17 protein-coding genes are annotated in these 16,849 nt (G+C 40.9%); 10 read left to right on the forward strand and 7 right to left on the reverse strand.

The window, feature by feature from the left end:
* The first annotated feature begins 99 nt into the window (after window positions 1–99).
* Window positions 100–783, forward strand: coding sequence for a response regulator transcription factor (locus DYH63_RS20235; protein ID WP_116790522.1), 684 nt, complete (start codon window positions 100–102; stop codon window positions 781–783).
* Entirely contained in the window at window positions 783–1,826 is a 1,044-nt protein-coding gene (locus tag DYH63_RS20240) for a sensor histidine kinase (RefSeq protein ID WP_116790523.1), read from the forward strand. Before DYH63_RS20235 ends, DYH63_RS20240 begins: the two co-directional genes overlap by 1 nt.
* On the opposite strand, the gene DYH63_RS20245 is transcribed toward DYH63_RS20240, so the two are convergent.
* Window positions 1,800–2,870 carry a glycosyltransferase gene (locus DYH63_RS20245; RefSeq protein ID WP_116790524.1) on the reverse strand — a complete coding sequence of 357 codons (1,071 nt, stop codon included), beginning with the start codon at window positions 2,868–2,870 and terminating at the stop codon, window positions 1,800–1,802. The genes DYH63_RS20240 and DYH63_RS20245 overlap by 27 nt on opposite strands.
* Before the next feature lie 94 nt (window positions 2,871–2,964).
* Here DYH63_RS20245 and trmB point away from each other — a divergent pair, with 94 nt between their 5' ends.
* From trmB to DYH63_RS20260, 3 genes are read left to right on the forward strand one after another with little or no spacing between them, the layout of a single operon-like run.
* Complete coding sequence (gene trmB / locus DYH63_RS20250) at window positions 2,965–3,639, forward strand: tRNA (guanosine(46)-N7)-methyltransferase TrmB (RefSeq protein ID WP_116790525.1); 675 nt, start codon at window positions 2,965–2,967, stop codon at window positions 3,637–3,639.
* 1 nt (window position 3,640) lies between these two features.
* The gene (locus DYH63_RS20255; RefSeq protein ID WP_116790526.1) at window positions 3,641–4,279 is read left to right on the forward strand and encodes a LysE family transporter; all 639 of its coding nucleotides are present in this window, start codon (window positions 3,641–3,643) and stop codon (window positions 4,277–4,279) included.
* A 9-nt stretch (window positions 4,280–4,288) separates the two neighbouring features.
* Window positions 4,289–4,621 (forward strand): MGMT family protein, encoded by a 333-nt coding sequence (locus DYH63_RS20260; protein ID WP_116790527.1) that lies wholly within the window; start codon window positions 4,289–4,291, stop codon window positions 4,619–4,621.
* Between the two features lie 82 nt (window positions 4,622–4,703).
* On the opposite strand, the gene DYH63_RS20265 is transcribed toward DYH63_RS20260, so the two are convergent.
* Entirely contained in the window at window positions 4,704–5,531 is an 828-nt protein-coding gene (locus DYH63_RS20265; protein ID WP_116790528.1) for a universal stress protein, read from the reverse strand.
* Window positions 5,532–5,751: 220 nt separating this feature from the next.
* Here DYH63_RS20265 and rimP point away from each other — a divergent pair, with 220 nt between their 5' ends.
* The 5 genes from rimP (at window position 5,752) to DYH63_RS20290 (ending at window position 12,880) form a co-directional block, all read left to right on the forward strand.
* The gene (rimP, locus tag DYH63_RS20270) at window positions 5,752–6,216 is read left to right on the forward strand and encodes a ribosome assembly cofactor RimP (protein ID WP_116790914.1); all 465 of its coding nucleotides are present in this window, start codon (window positions 5,752–5,754) and stop codon (window positions 6,214–6,216) included.
* An 18-nt stretch (window positions 6,217–6,234) separates the two neighbouring features.
* On the forward strand, window positions 6,235–7,476 hold the full coding sequence (nusA, locus tag DYH63_RS20275) for a transcription termination factor NusA (RefSeq protein ID WP_116790529.1): 1,242 nt from the start codon (window positions 6,235–6,237) through the stop codon (window positions 7,474–7,476).
* 55 nt (window positions 7,477–7,531) lie between these two features.
* Window positions 7,532–10,471 (forward strand): translation initiation factor IF-2, encoded by a 2,940-nt coding sequence (gene infB / locus DYH63_RS20280; protein WP_116790530.1) that lies wholly within the window; start codon window positions 7,532–7,534, stop codon window positions 10,469–10,471.
* Between the two features lie 151 nt (window positions 10,472–10,622).
* Window positions 10,623–11,777 carry an acyltransferase family protein gene (locus DYH63_RS20285; RefSeq protein ID WP_116790531.1) on the forward strand — a complete coding sequence of 385 codons (1,155 nt, stop codon included), beginning with the start codon at window positions 10,623–10,625 and terminating at the stop codon, window positions 11,775–11,777.
* Window positions 11,778–11,785: 8 nt separating this feature from the next.
* Window positions 11,786–12,880, forward strand: coding sequence for a DUF6563 family protein (locus DYH63_RS20290; RefSeq protein WP_116790532.1), 1,095 nt, complete (start codon window positions 11,786–11,788; stop codon window positions 12,878–12,880).
* 29 nt (window positions 12,881–12,909) lie between these two features.
* Here DYH63_RS20290 and DYH63_RS20295 read toward each other — a convergent pair whose 3' ends face one another.
* From DYH63_RS20295 to DYH63_RS20315, 5 genes are all read right to left on the reverse strand, one after another.
* A complete protein-coding gene (locus DYH63_RS20295; protein ID WP_116790533.1) occupies window positions 12,910–13,239 on the reverse strand; it encodes a 2Fe-2S iron-sulfur cluster-binding family protein in 330 nt (109 codons plus the stop codon).
* Window positions 13,240–13,331: 92 nt separating this feature from the next.
* A complete protein-coding gene (locus DYH63_RS20300; RefSeq protein WP_116790534.1) occupies window positions 13,332–14,384 on the reverse strand; it encodes an NAD(P)/FAD-dependent oxidoreductase in 1,053 nt (350 codons plus the stop codon).
* A gap of 95 nt (window positions 14,385–14,479) precedes the next feature.
* Entirely contained in the window at window positions 14,480–14,719 is a 240-nt protein-coding gene (locus DYH63_RS20305; protein WP_116790535.1) for a NifU family protein, read from the reverse strand.
* 2 nt (window positions 14,720–14,721) lie between these two features.
* The gene (locus DYH63_RS20310) at window positions 14,722–15,852 is read right to left on the reverse strand and encodes an Mrp/NBP35 family ATP-binding protein (RefSeq protein ID WP_116790536.1); all 1,131 of its coding nucleotides are present in this window, start codon (window positions 15,850–15,852) and stop codon (window positions 14,722–14,724) included.
* A 261-nt stretch (window positions 15,853–16,113) separates the two neighbouring features.
* Window positions 16,114–16,749: a hypothetical protein gene (locus DYH63_RS20315; RefSeq protein WP_116790537.1), complete on the reverse strand. Its 636-nt coding sequence runs from the start codon at window positions 16,747–16,749 to the stop codon at window positions 16,114–16,116.
* Window positions 16,750–16,849: the final 100 nt, after the last annotated feature.

Below are 16,849 nucleotides of genomic sequence, written 5' to 3' on the forward strand. Positions count from 1 at the left end.
ATTATTAAATTGTTAACAGATTAAATTACAGTTAACACTATTTGATACTTTTGTATTATCTTTACCTTTACCCCGCTAAAACATTCATATAGCATCAAAATGAAGAAAAAAGACATTAAGATCTTACTGGTCGATGATGAGCAGGATATCCTTGAAATTGTGGGGTATAACCTTTCTCAGGAAGGCTATCAGGTTATTACTGCGGTAAACGGAAGAGAGGCTGTGGCCAAGGCTAAAAAAGAATTGCCACACCTTATTATTATTGATGTAATGATGCCGGAAATGGATGGCATGGAAGCGGTAGAAAACATCAGGAAAATGCCTGAGCTGGCTAATGTTATTATTACCTTTTTAACGGCACGTAGCGAAGATTACAGCCAGGTAGCAGGTTTTGATGCCGGTGCAGACGACTACATTGCAAAGCCAATTAAGCCAAAATTACTGGTAAGCAAAGTTAAGGCACTACTGCGCAGGCTTAAAGAAGATGAAAGCAAAGAAGATGTTTTACGCGTAGGCAATATCGAAATTAACCGCGAAGAGTACAAGATTATAATGGAAGACCGCGAAATTGTATTGCCAAGAAAAGAATTTGAACTGTTTTATCTGCTGGCTTCTAAGCCGGGTAAAGTGTTTAAAAGAGAAGAAATTCTTGACAAGGTTTGGGGTAACGAAGTTGTAGTGGGTGGCCGTACCATAGACGTACACATACGCAAGCTTCGCGAAAAAATAGGAGACGAAATATTTAAAACAATTAAGGGAGTGGGCTACAAGCTCGAAGTTTAGTGAATATAAAATTTAAAAAGTCATACAGGTTTGCCGTAAAATCGGCCATATACATTTCTTTGTTTGCCGCTATAATGCTGGCGGCGCTTATGTACTATATGTACACCATTAACTGGGGATTTGTAGCCATATTTTCGCTTACACTACTTGTCTTTTCATTTTTTGTACTCCAGTACCGGGTAGAGCATTTTATATATCGCAGGGTAAAGAAAATTTACGACGATATAGCCTTGCTCGAAGCAAGCCCCCTGCGTGGCCAGCGCATTACTACAGATATGGCTACGCTTACAAAGGAGCTTGAAAAATTTGCCCGTGATAAAAAACTGGAGATTGAAACCCTTAAAATACAGGAAGAATACAGGCGGGAATTTTTAGGTAACGTATCGCACGAACTAAAAACCCCGCTTTTTACCGTTCAGGGCTATTTGCTTACCTTGCTGGATGGCGCCATGAACGATAAAACCCTTAGAAAAAAATACCTGCAACGTGCCGAAAAAGGTGTAGAACGCCTTACTTATATTGTTCAGGATCTCGACATGATTACTAAAATGGAAGTGGGCGACCTTAACCTGCAGTTTACCCGTTTTAATATTGTAGAGCTTATACAAAACGTTTTTGACCTGCTCGAAATGAAAGCCGATAAAAAGGGTATCATTTTAATGTTTGATGCAAAATATATTAAGCCTATAATGGTATTTGCAGATCAGGAAAAAGTACAGCAAATTGTAACCAACCTGGTTATGAACTCTGTAAAATATGGTAAAGAAAACGGCACTACAGAGGTAAGTATCGAAGATCTTGTAAACAACAAAGTTATTGTGCGTGTAAAAGATAATGGCGAGGGTATAGAGCAAAAGCATATACCGCGCCTGTTTGAACGTTTTTACCGTGTAGATAAAAGCGGTGCCCGTACAGAGGGTGGCTCAGGTTTAGGGCTTGCCATTGTTAAGCACATTGTAGAGGCGCACGACGAAAAAATTTATGTAGAAAGTGCCTTTGGGCAAGGGTCAGAGTTTTCATTTACCCTCGAAAAGACTAAATAAGTCCTTCCATTTTGCAAGGCCGTTAATGTCTCGCAATCCTTTATAAATATCGGCTTTTTCTATATCTGCCAGCCTAAAGTTTTTTTGGTGGCTGTAGGGTGTAAGTCCTGCTTTTTTAAGTTTCTTAGCTAAATATAGTTGTTCTTCGTTGCCGGGTATGGGTATAAAAAGTACTTTTTTACAAAGCTTAGATAAATCCATTATATTGCTATAGCTGGGGCGTGCAAGTACCAGGCTGCTGTTGTTTAATACCTCTTCGAGTTCGTCACTTTTCATAAAATTATAGTAGGTAACGTTGCCTTGTTGTGTTATAGACTGTTCAGGTTCTATTACGCCGCGTATAAAAATAACATTACCCTTAAAAGATAGTAAAAGCTCTTTTAGTTTGTCTTCCAGTTGCAGGCAATGCTCGCCATCAATAGTAAGTAATACAGCAAGGTCATACTTTTTGCCGGTTCCTGTTTTGTGCAGTCGGCTTAGTGTGCCCATATATCGCACGCTTTCTATGGTAATGTCATCGCTATGACCCAGTTTGCCGCTAAGGTTTAGCGATGCCTGTACATCGGGTATCCAGCACTCGCGGTATTTTTTTATAAAACTTTGTTGTATGCGTGTGGCAAGCCCAGGCAAATCTCCCGATATGATATTTAGGTGATGTGTAATGATTACCGATGGCACACCGTTATAATAAACTCCCGGGCGGGAGTCTGAAATTATGCCACTAATGCCCATTTGTTGCACACAGTCGCGCACCATTTTATGTTCGTGTGTAATTTTTGCAAACATTTTACCCAGGCGCATAAGGTGGCGCACGTTAAATAGCGAATGTGCTTTTGCATATTCCATCTGGTAAGCAGGCAGTTCGAGTGCTTTATGTTGCGGAAACTCTTTTTTAAGTAATAGTAATGCGGCACCGTCTGAGGCCATTATGGGTTCAAAACCATGGTTGTCAAGCGCCTCTATAATAGGGATGCAGCGTGTTGCGTGGCCCAGTCCTGAGTTGAGCGGAGCAACAAGTATCTTTTTGCGCTTTTCTAAGTTCACGGTTATTTTTTTGATAAGTATTTAATAACCGCAATCTAAAGTTATTTCAATTCTCATATATTTCCCTAATTTTACCAAAAATTTAATTTTAAGAGTGGGAAGCAAGAATAAACTGAAGCGTTTCAGGGAAAACGAAACGTTTGGCAATGTTTTACAGCCATCGAGAGAAGAGGCCGTTGCCGGAGATTTTCCGTTGAAAGGCAATTGGAATGCCAATTTTTTTAAGAACGATAACCCTATAGTGCTGGAGCTTGGCTGTGGCAAGGGCGAATATTCTGTTGGGTTGGCCAGCCGCTATCCCGATACTAATTTTATAGGTATAGATATAAAAGGTGCGCGCTTTTGGCGTGGTGCCAAGACTGCTGTAGATGAGGGTCTTAATAATGTAGGCTTTTTGCGTACGCAGATAGAGCTGCTTGAGCACTTTTTTGCCGATGGCGAAGTGAGCGAGATATGGATTACCTTTCCTGACCCGCAAATAAAATACAAGCGTACCAAGCACAGGCTTACCAACACTGAGTTCCTTCAGCGTTACAAAAAGATACTAAAGCCGGATGGTGTTGTAAACCTTAAAACCGATAGTGAGTTTATGCATGGCTATACACTAGGTTTACTGCATGGCGAAGGGCATGAAGTAATTTATGCAAACCATAATGTGTACAAAAACGAAGGGTCTCCAGAGGTGGTTACTGCCATTCAAACATTTTATGAGCAGCAATACCTGGAACAAAATAAAGCCATTACATACATAAGGTTTAAAATAAAATAATATGGGTGTAATTCCGGTAGTGGTTGGTTTTTTTATCTCTTTTGTGGCTACGTTGCTGCCTGGCCTGTTAAACATGACAGCGGCTAAGGTTAGCCTTAAAGAAGGGCGCAAAAATGCCATGATATTTGCTGCCGGTGCGGCTACCATAGTATTTGTACAGGCTTACATAGCAGTGGTATTTGCCAAGCTTATAAACCAAAGCCCTGATATTATAGACAGCCTCGAAGAAATAGGGGTTTTTATATTTGGGGTGCTTACCATTTTCTTTTTCTTCTTTTCTAAAAAGAAGAAAAAAAAGAAAAAAGAGGATAAAGAACTTTTAAAGATACGCAGTAAAACAGGCAATTATTTTTTAGGAGCGATGCTTTCTGCGCTTAACTTTTTTCCGGTGCCATATTATGTTTTTGTAAGCATATCATTATCGGCTGGGCGGGTGTTTGAGTTTACTAATCTCTATATCTTCCTGTTTGTGCTGGGGGCTGTAGGCGGGGCGTATGCGGTGTTTTACCTGTATATTGTATTCTTTAAAAAATTTGAGAATAAGACCGAATTTTTTATGCGAAATGTAAACTACTTCATAGGTTCTATAACCGGAATCATATCGGTAATTACGGTAATCAAAATAATCAGGAGGCACTAAGGCAAAGCTATGGCACAGGAAGAAAACTTTTTTGACAAAGTATATGATGTGGCCAGCCAGATACCTTATGGCAGGGTAACCAGTTATGGTGCTATTGCAAAATACCTGGGTGCTGCCCGTTCTGCCCGCATGGTGGGTTGGGCTATGAATGCCAGCCATAACCGCGATGATGTGCCTGCACACCGTGTAGTAAACCGACAGGGTTTGCTTACCGGCAAACACCATTTTGAAGGGACTAACCTTATGCAGCAGCTTTTAGAAAGTGAGGGTGTAAAGGTTAAGGAGCACAAAATTGTGAATTTCGACAAACTCTTTTGGGAACCGGCTGAGCATCTTTTGTAATCTCGTATTTAGTACTACAAACTATAGCGCATAAAAAAACCTGCCCATTAGAGCAGGTTCTGTATGTTTATTTCAATCGAAATTATATTTTAAACGTTACCACAGGGCGTACCGCGTGGTTAACTAAGTCTTCGCTTATGCTTCCGTTAAAAAAGTGGGCAAGGCCCTGGCGTCCGTGTGTGCACATGCCCACAAGGTCGGCATTAACGCTGTTTGCAAAGTGTAGTATACCTTTTTCTACGTTTACATCGCTATACACGTTTACACTGTAACCGTTTTCAAGCGTAAAGCCTGCTGCAAAATCGTTAATGATTTTTTCTGCTGCGTGCGTGGATTTAAAGTCGCTTGGCGTGTTTATATATACAAGGTGTAGTTTTGCATTAAAGCTGTTTGCAAAATCAACCACTTTAGCAAATGGCTTTTTAATTTCGCTTGCAAAATTAGAGGCAAATACAAAAGTAGACGGATTAAAGTCTTCTTCGTCTTTTTTGATAACAAGAACCGGTGCTTCAGATGTTCTAACTACTTTTTCTGTATTAGATCCAATAAACATTTCTTTAAAGCCGCTTGCGCCATGCGAACCCATTATAATAAGGTCGATATCGTGTTTTTTGCTCACTTTTACAATTCCTTCAAAAGCATTGTCAAACAAAACCGCTTCAGATACGGTAAGGCCTTCCAGGTAATCTGCAGATTTTACATCGTCAAACCTTTCGTGTGCTTTTTTAAGGAAAAACGCAATTTCAGGAATGTCGGCTCCGGCTACCACAGCATCACTTTCCTGTCCCGGAAGTTCCAGCAGGTGAAGCAGGAAAATTTCCGCACCATGTTCGCGTGCTACTTTGGCGGCTACTTTAAGGGCGTATTCGGCATAATCTGAAAAGTCTGTAGGGACTAGAATTTTTTTCATAATTTAATGATATTAACAAATATTTGGCTGCAATTTTAACACTCGAAAGGTAAGAATTAATTTTACATTAAACAATGCAATTTATTTTACATTACCCAATGCAATTTATTTTACATTACCCAATGATTTTCAAGATATAAAAATTATTCCTATATTTGCACAGTTATTTACTAAATCATAAGTAATGAGGGGACAGGAGTCCCCTCTTTTTATACAAATTATGGCATTTAAAGATAAAGTGGCGGCCTTGCTTAATGAAGCGTTAGAAGAACGCCCGGACCTTTTTTTAATCGAGCTTACTATAGGCGCCGATAATAAAATAAACGTTACCATAGATGGTGATAACGGGGTGGTGCTTCAGGATTGCATTGATATAAGCCGCGCCATAGAGCATAACCTTGATCGTGAGGAAGAAGATTTTTCGCTGGAGGTGGCGTCAGCCGGGGCTACAAGCCCTATGAAAGACCCAAGGCAGTTTAAAAAGAATATAGGGCGTACCGTTTTGATAAAAACCCAGGACGGCGAGATAGAAGCACCTCTTGTAGATGCTACTGCCGAGGCTGCTATCCTGGAGTGGAAAGCGCGTGAGCCAAAACAGATAGGAAAGGGTAAAGAAACTGTAACTAAAAGAGCTGAAATACCATATGCAAGTATTAAGCAGGCAGTTGTTGTAATTAAATTTTAAAAAAAAAGAGACGTTGGCATGGAAAATCTGGCATTAATAGATTCGTTTTCAGAGTTTAAAGATGATAAACTGATAGATAGGGTAACGCTTATGGCGATACTTGAAGATGTATTCAGGAATGCGCTGAAAAAGAAATATGGATCTGATGACAATTTTGACATCATTATAAACCCTGATAAAGGGGATATGGAGATATGGAGAAACCGTGTGGTGGTTGCCGATGGAGAAGTAGAAGACCCTAACTCTGAAATATCGCTTACAGAAGCCCGTAAAATAGAACGTGACTTTGAGGTGGGTGAAGAGGTTTCTGAAGAGGTAAAGCTTATACAGTTGGGCCGCAGGGCTATACTTGCATTGCGTCAAAACCTTATATCTAAGATACATGAACACGATAATACTAACCTGTATAAGCAGTTTAAAGATATTATTGGTGATATTTATACCGCAGAAGTGCACCACGTAAGGCCAAAAGCTGTAATTTTGGTGGATGATGAAGGAAATGAGATTGTTTTGCCAAAAGAAAAACAAATTCCGTCAGATTTTTTCCGCAAAGGAGACAACGTTCGTGGTATTATTGAAAATGTGGAGCTTAAGGGCAATAAGCCACAGATCATCATGTCGCGCACGTCAGAACTTTTCCTTGAAAAATTATTTGAACAGGAAATTCCGGAGGTTGCAGACGGTCTTATAACCGTTAAAAAAGTAGTAAGGATACCTGGCGAAAAAGCAAAAGTAGCTGTAGATTCTTATGATGACAGGATAGACCCGGTGGGCGCCTGTGTAGGTATGAAAGGATCGCGCATCCACGGCATCGTTCGCGAGCTGGGCAATGAGAACATTGACGTTATTAATTATACAACCAATACCCAGCTGTTTATTACAAGGGCACTTAGCCCGGCCAAAGTGTCGTCTATTAAAATAGATGAAAATACTAACAGGGCCGATGTTTTTCTTAAGCTGGAAGAGGTTTCTAAGGCCATAGGCCGCGGTGGGCACAATATTAAACTGGCAGGGTTGTTAACCGGTTTTGAGCTTGATGTTATCCGCGAGGGCAACCCGGCTGAAGAAGAAGATGTTGAACTAAGCGAATTCTCTGATGAGATCGAATCATGGGTTATTGCTGAGTTTGCTAAAATAGGGCTTGATACTGCCCGCAGCATCCTTAACCAGGATGTTAATGACCTTGTAAGAAGGACCGACCTTGAGGAGGAAACAGTGCTTGAGGTGATGAGGATATTAAAAGAAGAGTTTGAAGACTAAGTCTAACTAATATACAGCACAACACAACGCACGACGATAATAGTAATAAAAATTTATGTCTGAAGAAAGAGCAATAAGATTAAACAAAGTTTTAAGGGAATTAAATATTTCGCTGGACAGGGCTGTCGATTTTTTAAAAGACAAAGGCCATGTTATAGAGGCCAGTCCTAATGCCAAAATATCTGGCACGGAATATAATGCCCTTTTTAACCAATTTTCTGCCGACCAGAGCAACAAAGCAGCTTCACTTGAGGTTAGTGAAGAAAAACGCAAGGAGAAAGAAGCGCTGCGTATAGAGAGGGAAAAAGAGCTGGAGGAAAAAAGGAGGCAGGAAGAGGAAAAACAAAGGCAGGAAGTGATACGTGCACGCGCATCATTATCCGGACCCGTATCCGTAGGCAAAATAGACCTGAACCCTAAAAAACCTGAACCTGCTGCTCCCGCCCCTTCAGACGCTACAGCTAAAGCACAGCCTCAGGCAGAAAAGCCGGCTCCGGTAAAAGCAGAAGAACCACGCGAAGAGGCTAAAGCGCCAGAGCAGCCAAAAGCTGCCGAAGCCCCGGTACAACCGGAACAGCCTGCCGCAGCGGCGCAAGCCCCGGCTCCTGCACCAGTGCAGCCTCAGCAGCCACAGGCACAACAACAGCCACAGGCTCCTAAACAAGACAGGCCGGGACCTGCAATACAGCCACGTGCCAAGACAGAAAATGCTGCTCCTGCGCCACAGGCTCCTGCAGCTCCTGCTGAAGAGGAGACTATAAAAACACAATATACAAAGCTTACAGGTACAACTTTTACCGGCCAGACTATTGACCTTTCTCAGTTCAATAAGCCTAAAAAGAAAAAAGAAGAACTTATTAAGCCTAATAATAATGCAAGGCCGGGTGCTCCGGGCGCTAATAACAATAACGCCGCGAAGCAAAAACGTAACCGCATTACGCCTAAGCCGCAAGGACAAGGTGGACCGGGTGGAAACAACCAAGGTAACAACAGGCCAGGCGGACCGGGTAATAACCGTCCGGGAGGTCCTGCAAGCCCGGGTAAATTTGGTCCTAACAAACGTCCTGCAATTGTAAGTAAGGTAGAGCCTACGGATGAGGAAGTTAAAAACCAGATTCGTGAGACGCTTGAAAAACTACAGGGTAAAGGAAGCAAGTCTAAAGCTGCCAAATACCGTAGAGACAAGCGTGACTCTCACCGTCAGCGTACTGATGACGAGCAAAGAGCACTTGAAGAAGGAAGCAAAACAATCAAGGTTACTGAGTTTGTAACCGTGGGCGAAATTGCTACCATGATGGATGTGCCTATTACTAAGGTTATCATGACGTGTATGAGCTTAGGTATCATGGTTACCATGAACCAGAGGCTTGATGCAGAAACGTTGTCTATTGTAGCAGATGAGTTTGGTTTTGAAGTAGAATTCATTACCACAGATATTGAAGAAGCTAAAGAAGTAGTAGAAGACAGAGAAGAGGATCTTGTGTTCCGTGCGCCTATTGTTACGGTAATGGGTCACGTTGACCACGGTAAAACATCACTTCTTGACTACATTCGTAAAGAGAATGTAATTGCCGGAGAATCGGGTGGTATTACCCAGCACATAGGTGCTTATGGTGTTACCCTTGATAACGGACAAAAAATTGCATTTTTAGATACACCGGGTCACGAAGCGTTTACCGCTATGCGTGCCCGTGGTGCCCAGGTAACGGATATTGCCATTATTGTAATTGCAGCAGATGATGATATCATGCCACAAACAAAAGAGGCAATTAACCACGCTCAGGCTGCCGGTGTACCAATGATATTTGCTATCAACAAAATTGATAAGCCTGCCGCTAATCCTGAAAAGATTAAAGAAAAACTTGCAGGTATGAACCTGCTTGTAGAAGACTGGGGTGGTAAATACCAATCGCACGATATTTCGGCTAAGCAGGGTATAGGCGTTAAAGAGCTACTTGAAAAAGTATTACTTGAAGCCGAAATATTAGACCTTAAGGCTAACCCGGATAAGGCAGCTGTAGGTACTGTAGTAGAAGCGTTCCTTGATAAAGGCCGTGGATATGTTTCAACGGTGCTTGTACAGGGTGGTACACTTAGAGTGGGCGACTATGTACTTGCCGGTAAACACCACGGTAAAATTAAGGCAATGCAGGATGAACGCGGACACAATGTTAAAGAGGCAGGGCCATCTCAGCCAATATCAATATTAGGTCTTGACGGTGCTCCTACTGCGGGTGATAAGTTTAACGTTTATGAAGATGAGCGTGAGGCTAAGCAAATTGCTGCTAAGCGTACACAGCTTATCCGTGAGCAGTCTGCTCGTACTAAAAAGCACACTACCCTTGCAGAACTTGGAAGACGTATTGCACTGGGCCAGTTTAAAGAACTTAACATCATTATTAAAGGTGACGTGGATGGTTCTGTGGAGGCTCTTGCCGATTCATTCTCTAAACTGTCTACAGAAGAGATCGAAATCAAGATCATACACAAAGCTGTAGGTGCTATTACAGAATCTGACGTACTTCTTGCATCAGCATCAGACGCTATCATTATTGGCTTTAACGTAAGGCCGTCTGCAAGTGCAAGACAGCTGGCAGACCGCGAAGAAATTGATATCCGTAACTACTCGATCATCTATGATGCTATCGATGACCTTAAGGATGCAATGGAAGGTATGCTTTCTCCTGAAATGAAAGAGGAAGTTACAGGTACTGCTGAGATACGTGAGGTGTTCAAGATATCTAAAGTGGGTTCTATTGCCGGATGTATGATTACAGATGGTAAGGTGTTCCGTAATTCAAGGATAAGGCTTATCCGCGAAGGTGTGGTTATCTACACTGGTGAGCTTGCTACCCTTAAGCGCTTTAAAGATGACGTTAAAGAGGTATCTAAAGGTTATGACTGTGGTATGCAGATTAAAAACTATAACGACATACAGGAGTATGACGTAGTAGAAGCATACCATGAAGTAGAAGTGAAAAAGAAACTGAAATAATCAGTTACATTTTAATATCAGAATCCCGATTGCAGCAATGCTTTCGGGATTTTTTATTTTGGAAAGATCCTGATGAAAGCGAAAGCTAAATTTGTCATACATTTACAAAGGCTTGCTAGCCTCATTCCATCCAACCTTTAATTGTTTATCATTGACCAATTCTATTCAACAGAAGTTTTATGGGCTTGACCACTTGCGTGCCCTGGCTATCACATATGTGTTCCTTTTTCATTATTTTATACTGAGTGGCGATGAGCCTGCCTGGCTTCCCTGCTTTGCGAAATTCGGGTGGTCTGGTGTCGACTTGTTTTTTGTGCTGAGTGGTTTCCTTATTTCGTTACAGTTGTTCGGGCAGATAAAGTTCGGCCAGCGTATTTCCCTGCGACAGTTTTTTATAAAACGTATTTTCAGGATTTTCCCTGCTTACTTTTTAACTGTGGCATTGTATTTCTGCATCCCTATTTTTCGCGAAAAAGAAGCATTACCTCCTTTATGGAAGTTCATAACCTTTACACAAAATTTTGGACTTAACCTAAAAGATTCAGGTACATTCTCTCATGCCTGGTCGCTATGTGTAGAAGAACATTTTTACCTCTTACTCCCATTAATGCTTTTGGGGCTGGTGCTTACAGGATGTTTTAAAAAATCATATTGGTTGCTAATCCTACTGTTCATTTTAGGATTTGTACTCAGATGGTATAGCTATAACTATTTGTTTCTGCCTAAAGCAGGATATGAATATAACTGGATGTACTGGTATAAATACATTTATTATCCTACTTACAATCGTCTTGACGGCTTGCTTACCGGTGTAACGATAGCTGCTCTATACAGGTTTATGCCAGATCTTTGGCAAAAGCTTTCACAGTATGGCAACCTGCTCCTGATAATTAGCCTTATGATACTTGTAGGAGGTTATTATTTATGTTATGACCCTCATGGGTATTATGCCAGCATATTTGGCTTCCCTGTGGTTTCTATAGGATATGGGTTTATGGTTTTTGGAGCACTCAGCTCGGATAGTTTTTTGTATAAATGGAAGTCCGGCATAACTACATTTATCGCAACACTTTCTTATGCCATCTATCTTACACATAAGGGTGTTATACATCTTACCCACCTCTTGCTAAAAGACTGCATGTTAAATAGTAACCTTGTGTTGTTTATATCTATACTCGCTTGTATTGCAGTTGCATATCTTATTAATGTTGTGGTAGAAAAACCTTTTATAAAACTTGGTAGAAAAATTTCGCATATGATTTTAATGATGCCTGAAATATTTTTTTTAATATTGCTGCACAAATAACAAACCAAATGAAGACCAATATAATTTCAGCTATTTTACTGCTGTTTTGCTTTATCGCTACTGCGCAAACTAAAACCGAATATCATCTTATATCACTCGCCGGAGAAAATGGAGAAGCCGTACCCATGCAGTTTTATGTGGCAGGTGTGTTTGACGGCCGCCAGTTTACAGATAACATAGGCACGGTACAAAAAGGTATAGCCAACCGGCCGGTGCTTACACGTTTTGAAAAACCTTTTTTAGAAGAAACTACTCAGTACCTTATGGCGGCTTACCCTAAGAAAGATGGTGGTTACCCGGTTTGGGTTCGCATAAATGATTTATACATTTCTGAGTATACAGATAGAAATGAAGAAACCGGATATGCATCTGTAGTGATGGATGTGATGACTAAAAAGAATGATACCTTATATATAGAGGGTACTTTTGGCGGTAATATTGAAGGCACTGCAGGCGATGTTACAAAAACACATCCATTACGCCTAAGGCAGGCACTAAACAAATGTCTTGGCTTATATGAAGTGGCGCTTACGGAAGACAAGATACATGAGGTGTTTACCGAAGAGAATATAAAAAGAGAAATACCTTTAAAACCTGCTGAAGGTGCTTACAGTTCATATCTTGATATGGTAAAAAATAAACCACTTGCAAATGGTGCTTACTACCTGAAGCAGGAAAAGGATAAGTACTATGTTATTAATAAAACTAACAGCCAGAAATGTGGTAATTTTTATGCCTATAGCGATGGCGAAAGTGTCTACCTGAATGTTTCGAAACTTGCCAATGAAAATTATTATGCCAAAACAGAACGTGTAGCCAACAAATATTATATTGATAATGTTGCCTATAATCAACATAAGGCGGGCTTACAGGTAGCCATATATATGGCAGGCGGCTATGTAGCAGCGAGTATGGTTGAAACCACTATGCCTTTATTAGTAGACTGCTATAGCGGGCAGCCTTTTTTCTTGTCTAATAGTGCTATTAAAACCATGCTGGAACCTTATCCGGTATTACTACAGGAATATAAGAAAAGTAAAAAGCAACCGGAAGATATAAAACGTATTGTGATGAAATACGTAGAGCAGAGTACTGCCAAATAAACTAAAAAATCCCGCAGCTGCGGGATTTTTTAATATTCTGGGGCCAGTTCTATTTCCAGGCCTTCAAGATCATTTGTAATGGGCAACTGGCATCCCAGGCGGCTGTTTGGCTTTACATAAAAAGCTTCAGCCAGCATGGCATCTTCGTCAGGGCCCATTTCTGGCAATGCTACATCATTTAGTACATAGCACTGGCAGGATGCACACATGGCCATACCACCACATACACCAATAGTACCTTCAGGCGCGAGTTCGTAAGCACGTACCAGTTCCATGATGTTCATGGCCATATCGGTAGGTGCCTGTACCTCGTGGGTTGTGCCCTCCCTGTCGGTTATTTTTATTGTTATCTCGTTCATTCTTCACGTTTATAGTTTACTGTTTGTGGTTTATTGTTGCTTACGCAGCCGTACCACGAACTACAAACAAAAAACCATAAGCTGTAAACCGTTTACTCTATCGCTTTTACCACCTGCTTTTCAGCTTCCTTGCGGGTACCGTCAAAACCATCTACGCCACTTACGGTAGTATATTTAAGCACATACTTTTTACCAGGGTTGAGTTTATTGAATACACTTTGGCACATTAGTGTAGCCTCGTGGAAGCCGCATAAGATAAGCTTTAGTTTACCTGGGTAAGTGTTGATATCGCCTATGGCATAAATACCCTCTATATTAGTCTGGTAATCGAGTGCGTTGTTTACCTTAATAGCATTCTTTTCGATCTCTAATCCCCAGTCGGCTATAGGGCCTAATTTTGGCGTAAGCCCAAAAAGCGGGATGAAATAATCGGTTTCTATGGTAGATTTTTCACCGTCAATTTCAAGTTCCAGCGCTTCTACCTTACCATCGCCTATAATGCCGGTAACTTCGGCAGGTGTAATAAGGTTTATTTTGCCCTGGTGCTTTAGTTCGGTTACTTTTTCAACACTGTCTAACGCTCCGCGGAATTCATTCCTCCTGTGTACCAGTGTAACCTCAGAGGCTACATCGGCAAGGAAAACACTCCAGTCTAATGCAGAGTCGCCACCACCGGCTATTACAATACGTTTATTGCGAAACTGCTCCGGGTCTTTTACAAAATACTCCACACCGTTTTCTTCATAAGCGTCAATGCCCTCAATAAGTGGCTTACGTGGCTCAAAGCTGCCAAGTCCGCCAGCTATCGCTACGGCTTTAGCGTGGTGTTTAGTGCCTTTATTAGTGGTAACTATAAACGTACCGTCTTCCAGTTTATCTATAGTGTCAGCTTTTTCGTTTAAGGTAAAACCGGGCTGAAACTGCTTTATCTGCTCCATAAGGTTTGTAACCAGGTCGCCCGCTAAAACAGACGGAAAACCGGGAATATCAAAAATGGGCTTTTTAGGATAAAGCTCTGTCAGCTGGCCGCCCTGCTGTGGCAATGCGTCTATAATATGGCATTTAAGCTTAAGCAGGCCTGCCTCAAATACGGCAAAGAGCCCCGTGGGCCCTGCACCTATAATTAAAATATCTGTAGTGATCATTAATAAAATAAGGATAAAAGCAATTTTGCACAGCAAAGCTCGCTAAAACTGCCTCAATTAAATATGATAAAAATCATTGTAGAAAAACTACGTGCTTATGCCACATTTACTACCGTTTCTATTTGCGGTACGTGTTTTTTTATTGTGGTTTCTACACCGGCCCTAAGCGTCATCTGGTTAACGCTGCAGCCTACGCATGCACCCTCAAGGCGCACCTTTACGTGCTTGTCTTCCTCGATGTCTATAAGGGTAATGTTACCACCGTCTGACTCAAGAAACGGACGAATTTCGTCAAGGGCTTTCTCTACATTAAGTTTAATTTCGTCTGTTGTCATTATTATTTCTTTTTTACCGCCGAACAACCGGCCATGGTAGTTATTTTAATCGCCTCAGAAGGAGGAAGGTTTTCGTTCCTGTCTACCGTTTCCTGCACAATGTTACGGGCAAGTTCTTCAAATGAAGCTTCAAGCGGGGTAGCGGTTTGCAGGGCAGCAGGGCGGCCGTAGTCGCCTGCTTCGCGTATGCTTTGTACAATAGGGACTTCACCAAGGAAAGGCACTTCAAGGTCTTCGGCAAGATTGCGAGCACCTTCTTTACCAAAGATATAGTATTTGTTTTCAGGAAGTTCTTCCGGTGTAAAGTAGGCCATGTTTTCTATAATGCCCAGTACCGGTACATTGATACTTTCCTGGCGGAACATTGCCACGCCTTTCTTGGCATCGGCAAGTGCTACAGCCTGTGGCGTACTTACAATAACCGCACCTGTAATAGGCAGCGACTGCATGATAGAAAGGTGGATGTCGCCCGTTCCCGGAGGAAGGTCTAACAACAGGAAGTCAAGCTCGCCCCAGTCAGCATCCCATATCATCTGGTTTAGTGCTTTACCCGCCATTGGGCCACGCCATATAACGGCCTGCTCAGGACTTGTAAAAAATCCTATCGAAAGTATTTCTACACCATAGCTGGTAATAGGTTTCATTTTGCTTTTGCCGTCTATGGTTACAGATATAGGGCGCTCGCGCTCTACATCAAACATTATAGGCATAGAAGGCCCGTAGATATCGGCATCAAGAACGCCTACTTTAAAGCCCATTTTAGCAAGGGTAACGGCAAGGTTAGCCGTAATGGTAGATTTACCTACACCGCCTTTACCCGAAGATACTGCAATAATATTGCTGATGCCTGGTATTGATTTGCCCTTAATTTCAGGCTTTTCAGGAGCTTCAACTTTTACATTCACTTTAATTTTTACATCCGGAGATATTTTTTCGTGAATGGTTTTAATGATATCGGCTTCGGCACGCTTGCGTATGTGCATGGCCGGTGTGGTCATTACAAGCTCTACAACTGCTTCATCGCCAAAGGTAAGTACGTTTCGTATAGCGCCGCTTTCTACCATATTCTGGCCTTCTCCGGCAAGGGTTATGGTCTCAAGGGCTTTGAGTATTTCTTTTCTGTCTAACTTCATAATTTAAAAAATGCTAACAGCCTATTATTAAGGCTGATTTCAAAGTGCAAAGATAGCGTGAAAAGTTTATTCGGCGAAGTTTATTGTTTCAGATTTTGCCGCGAATTATGCGAATTTCCCGAATTATGAAACCACATTCATAATCTGTAAAACACTACAGCCAAAGCAGCAAAAAACAGTAGTAATTTGTAAAAAGATGATGAATTGTGTGAAAGTGTAATTAATCTGTCGGATAATGAATGCTCATTTATTTTAAGCATTCTACAGATTTAAATAATTCAGTAAAGTTCCGGCCTTAACATCCTCAGGGGTCGTAGATGTAAGCAATAGAAAATAAATATCATTGTCTTTCCTGTAAAATGCAAAGTCAGATTTTAATTGTTGTTTACTGAAATTGGTGTTCTTAATGATTATCCTTGTGTCTTTTTGGTTATTTGGGTAAAAAACTAAATGTTCATAAGCAGTGTGATATACCTGTATTGTATCATTAGAATATATACGACTGATTTCTCCATCAGAAGAAAAATGTAATGAGTTTATTTCCTTTACTTTGGAGAAACCGTATAAATTATAATTTAGATCATATTGTGTATCTTCAATGTTAGTAAACGCCGAGTTAATTGACTCATACGGAATATTAGCGTTAATATCTACTTTACGAGTATCTGTAAGATTATTAAATTTAATAATTTCTAATGTGTACTTTTTATCAAGTAGATAGTTGGATATTATGGTATCATGATGAAAAAGATAAGTGCCTTGAGAGTGATGTTTGAAATCTTTCTTCCTGAGGAATTTCTTCACATCAACTAATTCTTTTTCAGTGTAGTCAAAGAATTCAACCTTTTGGCATGAATAGCAAAGAAGCAAAAGGATTATGATAAAACTATATTTCATTATGGGTGGTTTGTAGTCGTAAAGTTAGAATAAAAATTCTGACAATATCCATCCACTTTTATAGTGTAGTTTTATAATTGCAATCAAAGATACTTTGATA

Source organism: Flavobacterium psychrotrophum, assembly GCF_003403075.1.
In the GTDB taxonomy this organism is placed as follows: Bacteria; Bacteroidota; Bacteroidia; order Flavobacteriales; family Flavobacteriaceae; genus Flavobacterium; species Flavobacterium psychrotrophum.